Annotated in this window: 5 protein-coding genes; all 5 read left to right on the plus strand. The window is 71.1% G+C overall.

The features are described 5' to 3' along the window. Window positions 1-86: 86 nt before the first annotated feature. The 5 genes from AB0D31_RS24395 to AB0D31_RS24415 all read left to right on the plus strand — a co-directional run bounded on the left by AB0D31_RS24395 (window position 87) and on the right by AB0D31_RS24415 (window position 6484). A complete protein-coding gene (locus AB0D31_RS24395) occupies window positions 87-650 on the plus strand; it encodes a sigma-70 family RNA polymerase sigma factor (protein WP_362726823.1) in 564 nt (187 codons plus the stop codon). Further along, window positions 647-1405, plus strand: a complete 759-nt coding sequence (locus AB0D31_RS24400) for a zf-HC2 domain-containing protein (RefSeq protein ID WP_362726826.1) — start codon at window positions 647-649, stop codon at window positions 1403-1405. Before AB0D31_RS24395 ends, AB0D31_RS24400 begins: the two co-directional genes overlap by 4 nt. Before the next feature lie 117 nt (window positions 1406-1522). Next, complete coding sequence (locus AB0D31_RS24405) at window positions 1523-3928, plus strand: UvrD-helicase domain-containing protein (RefSeq protein WP_362726828.1); 2406 nt, start codon at window positions 1523-1525, stop codon at window positions 3926-3928. A 472-nt stretch (window positions 3929-4400) separates the two neighbouring features. Further along, a complete protein-coding gene (locus AB0D31_RS24410; protein WP_362726831.1) occupies window positions 4401-5834 on the plus strand; it encodes an NAD-dependent malic enzyme in 1434 nt (477 codons plus the stop codon). A 368-nt stretch (window positions 5835-6202) separates the two neighbouring features. Further along, a complete protein-coding gene (locus tag AB0D31_RS24415; RefSeq protein WP_003968811.1) occupies window positions 6203-6484 on the plus strand; it encodes an HU family DNA-binding protein in 282 nt (93 codons plus the stop codon). Window positions 6485-6759 lie beyond the last annotated feature (275 nt).

Here is a 6759-nt window from a genome sequence, read left to right on the forward strand (position 1 = left end):
GTTGAATGGTTTCGGACAGCCGTCCGTATGGAGAGACGTACCGGCTCGCAGCCGCGCGCCGGACGGTCTCGACCTGGAGGTGCCGGTTGCGCAAGGATGCCGCCGTGGCCGATGACCGTCCGCGCGGCGCCCGACACCGCTCCGTGCCCGACGAGGAGCTGATGCGAGCGCTGTACCGCGAGCACGCGGGGCCGCTGCTCGGGTACGTCATGCGTCTCGTGGCCGGCGACCGCCAGCGGGCCGAGGACGTCGTGCAGGAGACGCTCATCCGTGCCTGGAAGAACGCCGGTCAGCTCAATCGGGCCACCGGTTCGGTCCGCCCCTGGCTGGTGACGGTCGCGCGTCGCATCGTCATCGACGGCCACCGCAGCCGGCAGGCCCGGCCGCAGGAGGTCGATCCGTCGCCGCTGGAGGTCATGCCCGCGGAGGACGAGATCGACAAGGCGTTGTGGCTGATGACCCTCTCGGATGCGCTCGACGACCTCACCCCGGCCCACCGGGAGGCTCTCGTCGAGACGTACTTCAAGGGACGTACGGTCAATGAGGCTGCCCAGGTGCTCGGCGTGCCCAGCGGGACCGTGCGGTCCCGGGTGTTCTACGCCCTGCGCTCGATGAAGCTCGCGCTGGAGGAACGGGGGGTGACGGCATGACGACCGGGGAGTACGGCGAAGGCTCGGTGCACGAGAGCGTCGGCGCGTACGCGCTCGGCATCCTGGACGACGCCGAGGCCACCGCCTTCGAGGCGCACCTCGCGGGGTGCGAGTGGTGCGCCGCCGAACTGGACGCCCTGGCCGGCATGGAGCCGATGCTGGCCGCCCTCAAGGAGTTCCCGGGCCCCGCCGCCCAGCCGCTGCGGCCGGTGCCGCCCGGGCTGACCGAGGGCCTGGTCAACGAGGTCGCCGCCCAGCGCGCCCGGCGCAGGCGCCGCACCACCTATCTGGTGGCGGCCGCGGCCGCGCTGATCATCGGCGGGCCCGCGGTCGCGGTGGTGGCGACCTCGTCGGACACCGGCACCCACCAGAGCGCCCAGGTCAACCCAACCAACCCGGCCGAGGACGCCTTCGCCCACATGACGCAGAAGGTCTCGGCGACCGATCCGACGACCGGGACCACGGCGACGGTCGGCACCGAGGCCAAGGCATGGGGCACCCACACCGTCCTGGAACTCAAGAACGTCAAGGGTCCGTTGAAGTGCAGCCTGATCGCGGTCGGCAAGAACGGCGACAAGGAGACCGTGACGTCCTGGGCGGTCCCCGCCTGGGGCTACGGCATCGAGGACAGCCCGCACACGTCGGCGCGCTATCCGCTGTACGTGCACGGCGGCACCGCGATGAACCGCGACCAGATCGACCACTTCGAGGTCCGTACGTTCGACGGGAAGGCGCTCGTGGACGTCCCGGCGTGAGCCACTTGCCGGGACGACCGTCCCGACATGCGGTGCCGCGCCGGATTGTGGCCTGACAAGGGGCCCCCCTTCGCGTACGGTTGACGGCTGCCCAATGCACGTCAGAAGGGGGCCTCGGTGGCCGCGCAGGATGCCGCTGTCGATTCCGCTGCCGGTACCTCCGAATCCGCGGTGGATTCGGTCCGGGAACGCGAAATCGCTGGTGAACAGGTACATCTGGACCAGGTGTACCGCCGCCTGGAGGAGAAGATCCATGAGGCGGAGTTCCTGATGAACGACGCCGCCAAGCGCGGACAGGTGGGCACGCCGGGCGCGCTCGCCGAACGGGACGCCCAGGTCTTCCGGGCGGGGGTCCATCTCAACCGGCTCAACAACGAGTTCGAGGACTTCCTCTTCGGCCGGATCGACCTGCTGCTCGGGGTGGACGGCAAGAAGGGTCCTGACGGCGCGTACACCTCGGTCGAGCCGGCCGAGGACGCCGTGCGTCCCGATGGCACGGCCGACATCGCCGAGACCCTGCACATCGGCCGGATCGGCGTCCTGGACGCCGACTACTCGCCGCTGGTCATCGACTGGCGGGCGCCGGCCGCGGCGCCGTTCTACCGCTCGACACCGGTCGACCCGGGCCGTGTCGTACGCCGTCGCGTGATCCGCTCCAAGGGCCGCAGGGTGCTCGGCGTCGAGGACGACCTGATGCGCCCGGAGCTCACGGCGACCCTGAACGGCGCCGGGCTTCCCGTCATCGGCGATGGCGCCCTGATGGCGGCGCTCGGCCAGGCCCGCAGCCACACCATGCGGGACATCGTCGCCTCCATCCAGGCCGAGCAGGACATGGTGATCCGGGCGCCCGCCGCCTCGGTCACCTACGTCGAGGGCGGCCCCGGCACCGGCAAGACCGCCGTCGCGCTGCACCGCGCGGCGTATCTGCTCTACCAGGACCGGCGCCGCTACTCCGGCGGCATCCTGATCGTCTCGCCGACGCCGCTGCTCGTCTCGTACACCGAGGGCGTGCTGCCCTCGCTCGGCGAGGAGGGCCAGGTCGCGATCCGCGCCGTCGGCAACCTGGTGGACGGCGCGGAGGCCACCGCGTACGACGAACCCGCTGTCGCCCGCGTCAAGGGGTCGTCCCGCATGCTCCATGTGCTGCGCAAGGCCGCCAGGGGCGCCCTGGAAGGGCCGGGGGAGCGCGCCGGACGCTCCAGGCGGCGCGGCGACGAACAGCTCGCCCTCGGCGAGCAGGAGCCCGAGCGGAGGCCCGAGCGGGAGCCCGCCGAGCGGCTGCGGGTCGTCGCGTTCGGCGCCCGCGTCGAGCTGGACGCCGACGAGCTGCGGCGCATCCGCCAGACCGTCCTCAGCGGCACCGCGCCCGTCAACCTGCTGCGCCCGCGCGCCCGAAGACTGCTCCTCGACGCGCTGTGGTCGAAGTCCGGCGCGAACGGCCGCCACACCGACCCGGAGCTCGCCGCCGAGCTGCGCTCCTCCTTCGACGACGACATCGCGTCCGAGGACGTCTTCATCGCCTTCCTCGACGCCTGGTGGCCGGAGCTGACCCCGCGCGGGGTGCTCGCCGCGATGGCCGACGAGCGGCGCCTCGCGCGCTGGGCCCGCCGGGTCCTCAACCAGGGTGAGGTACGCCGTCTGGCCCGCTCGCTCGCCCGGGCCGCCGACGGCGCGTACTCGGTGCACGACGTGGCCCTCCTGGACGAGCTGGAGACGCTGCTCGGCGCTCCGGCGCGGCCCAGGCGCAAGCGCGAGTACGACCCGCTGGACGCGCTCACCGGCCTCGAAGAGCTCATGCCGCACCGCGAGGAGACCCAGCGCGAGCGGGCGGAACGGCTCGCCCTGGAGCGCACCGAGTACGCGCACGTCATCGTCGACGAGGCGCAGGACCTCACGCCGATGCAGTGGCGCATGGTGGGCCGCCGCGGCCGGACCGCCACCTGGACGATCGTGGGGGACCCCGCGCAGTCCTCCTGGTCCGACCCGGACGAGGCGGCCGAGGCCCGCGACGAGGCGCTCGGCTCCCGCCCGCGCCGCCGCTTCGAGTTGACGGTCAACTACCGCAACCCCGCCGAGATCGCCGAACTGGCCGCGAAGGTGCTGGAGTTGGCAATGCCGGGCATGAAGTCGCCGGCCGCCGTCCGCTCCACGGGCGTCGAGCCCCGGTTCGCGGTCGTACGCGACGGCGACCTCGCGCGCGCGGTGCGGGAGGAGGCGGGGCGCCTGCTCGACCAGGTGGACGGCACGGTCGGCGTGGTCGTCGCGATGCGGCGCCGCGACCAGGCCGCGCGCTGGCTCGCCGGGCTCGGCGACCGTGTGGTGGCGCTCGGCAGCCTGGAGGCCAAGGGGCTCGAATACGACGCCACGGTGGTCGTGTCGCCGGCCGAGATCGCGGACGAGTCCCCGGCCGGACTGCGGGTGCTGTATGTGGCGTTGACCCGGGCGACGCAGCAGCTCACGGTCGTCTCCGGGGACCGGGACGAGCCCGACGCGGACGGGGTGCCGGACCTGCTCCGCGATTAAATTCGGGTCAACTCGCGATGCGGGGATCACTTCCGCGAGTGGTTTGTTAGCCTGGTTGTGGCACCGGCTCGATCCAAGCCCCCGGGCCCAACCTTAGTCGCTACGAGCGACCACTTGCCGCGAGGCGAGCATGGCGGGCCGGTGTCATCAACGTGAGCGACAGGCCCACGTCATCTTCGGATGGCGTGGGCCTGTTGTCGTTGGCGGGGGCGCCGTCGGTGGGCCCGGCGTGTTCGGTATTCGGTGGGCAGTGCTCGGTGTGCGGAAACCGGGCTCGGCGGGGCCCGGCCGCCGGGTCTTTCGTTTGGGGCTTCCGCCAGACCACCACTTTCTCGTATGGTGGAAACAACTTTCCGAAAAGCGTCGTCCATTATCGGCTACCCGCCAGTAGGTGCGACCATCGGATGGCACCGCCGCGCCACAGCCGGGGCGGTGCTAGCAACGAAGCCAGGGAAAGCAGAGGAACACGGACATGGCAACGGCGCCCAGCGTCTCGTACTCGATGACGGTCCGCCTTGAGGTGCCCGCAAGCGGCACGGCGGTATCGCAGCTCACCACGGCGGTCGAGTCCTCGGGCGGTTCCGTCACCGGCCTCGACGTGACCGCCTCCGGCCACGAGAAGCTGCGGATCGACGTCACCATCGCGGCCACCTCCACCTCGCACGCCGACGAGATCGTCGAGGAGCTGCGCCGCATCGAGGGCGTCACCCTCGGCAAGGTCTCCGACCGTACGTTCCTGATGCACCTCGGCGGCAAGATCGAGATGCAGTCGAAGCACCCCATCCGCAACCGTGACGACCTCTCGATGATCTACACCCCCGGTGTCGCCCGGGTGTGCATGGCGATCGCCGAGAACCCCGAGGACGCGCGGCGCCTGACCATCAAGCGCAACACCGTCGCAGTCGTGACGGACGGCTCCGCGGTGCTCGGCCTCGGCAACATCGGCCCGATGGCCGCCATGCCGGTCATGGAGGGCAAGGCGGCCCTCTTCAAGCGCTTCGCCGACATCGATGCCTGGCCGATCTGCCTGGACACCCAGGACACCGACGAGATCGTGTCCATCGTCAAGGCGATCGCCCCCGGCTTCGCCGGCATCAACCTCGAAGACATCTCCGCGCCGCGCTGCTTCGAGATCGAGGCCCGGCTGCGCGAAGCCCTCGACATCCCCGTCTTCCACGACGACCAGCACGGCACCGCGATCGTGGTGCTCGCCTCGCTGACCAACGCACTGCGCGTGGTGGGCAAGGGAATCGGCGACGTACGCGTCGTCATGTCGGGCGCCGGCGCGGCCGGTACGGCCATCCTCAAGCTGCTGCTCGCCGCCGGTGTCAAGAACGCGGTCGTCGCCGACATCCACGGCGTGGTGCACGCGGGCCGCGCCGACCTCGTCGACGCGGACCCCGAGTCGGCGCTGCGCTGGATCGCCGACAACACCAACCCCGAGGGCCTCACCGGCACGCTCAAGGAGGCCGTGGTCGGCGCCGACGTCTTCATCGGTGTCTCCGCCCCCAACGTCCTGAACGGCGACGACGTCGCGGCGATGGCCGACGGCGCGATCGTGTTCGCGCTCGCGAACCCGGACCCCGAGGTGGACCCGGCGATCGCCCGTGAGAGCGCGGCAGTTGTCGCCACCGGACGCTCGGACTTCCCCAACCAGATCAACAACGTGCTGGTCTTCCCGGGTGTCTTCCGCGGCCTCCTGGACGCGCAGTCCCGCACCGTCAACACCGACATGATGCTGGCCGCGGCCGGCGCGCTGGCCGACGTCGTCGCCGAGGACGAGCTCAACGCGAACTACATCATCCCGTCGGTCTTCAACGACAAGGTCGCCGGAGCGGTCGCCGGAGCCGTCCGCACCGCCGCCAAGGCCGCGGGCGCCGCTGTGACGGGCCCCACGTCGGCCTGAGCTACGGCGCGTCGCGGGATGCGGGCCCAGTAACGCCCCCTTAGGGTGGCGGACCATGACCCGCATCCGCACCGGCCCCGGCCCGGGAGTCCTCACCCTGTCGACGGAGCGTCACCTTGACGAGGCAGTGGCGCTTTCCGTGTGACTGAGGGTGACCCGGGAGAGTGCCGGATTGGCTTTCCCGCCGTAGGTGGGGGCAGGATGCTTCCCCAAGGACTTCGTCCAGGGGGGACCCCCAGGACGCGAGGGTCGTGACCCGGGTGCGGGGACTGTCCGAGGGCCCTGGCAGCATCGGCTTCGCTGTACCCAACATGCGGCTTCCGCCGCATGGCACGCCTCACAGGCAAGAAGAACACGGGAGTAAGAACATGAACCGCAGTGAGCTGGTGGCCGCGCTGGCCGACCGCGCAGAGGTGACCCGCAAGGACGCCGACGCCGTGCTGGCCGCTCTCGCCGAGACCGTCGGCGAGATCGTCGCCAAGGGCGACGAGAAGGTCACCATCCCCGGCTTCCTGACCTTCGAGCGCACCCACCGTGCCGCTCGTACCGCTCGTAACCCGCAGACCGGCGACCCGATCAACATCCCGGCCGGCTACAGCGTGAAGGTCTCCGCGGGCTCGAAGCTCAAGGAAGCCGCCAAGGGCAAGTAAGCGTTCCTTGCTCTGCAAGGTCGCTCAGCAGCAAACGCTGAGGGCGGCCACCCTGTTCACAGGGTGGCCGCCCTTTCGCGTGCCGCGTGCCCTCTTCGCCTGCGGACCGTGCGTGGCTGCTCGCGCAGTTTCCCCGCGCCCCTGGCGGGCGCGGCCCGGCAGGGTGCCTTGCTGAGCCACCTTCAGCCCGTCGGGCGTTGGCAGGGCGTCCTGCTGAGGCATCCTCAGCCTGTCCGGCGCTTGAGGACGAGCGCCCTTCAGGCGCGAACGGGGTC

Source organism: Streptomyces sp. NPDC048361 (genome assembly GCF_040651795.1).
Taxonomy (GTDB): Bacteria; Actinomycetota; Actinomycetes; order Streptomycetales; family Streptomycetaceae; genus Streptomyces.

Coding starts and splice junctions, on each gene's coding strand:
- AB0D31_RS24400 (WP_362726826.1), top strand. CDS start 647: ATGACGACCGGGGAGTACGGCGAAGGCTCGGTGCACGAGAGCGTCGGC.
- AB0D31_RS24410 (WP_362726831.1), top strand. CDS start 4,401: ATGGCAACGGCGCCCAGCGTCTCGTACTCGATGACGGTCCGCCTTGAG.
- AB0D31_RS24415 (WP_003968811.1), top strand. CDS start 6,203: ATGAACCGCAGTGAGCTGGTGGCCGCGCTGGCCGACCGCGCAGAGGTG.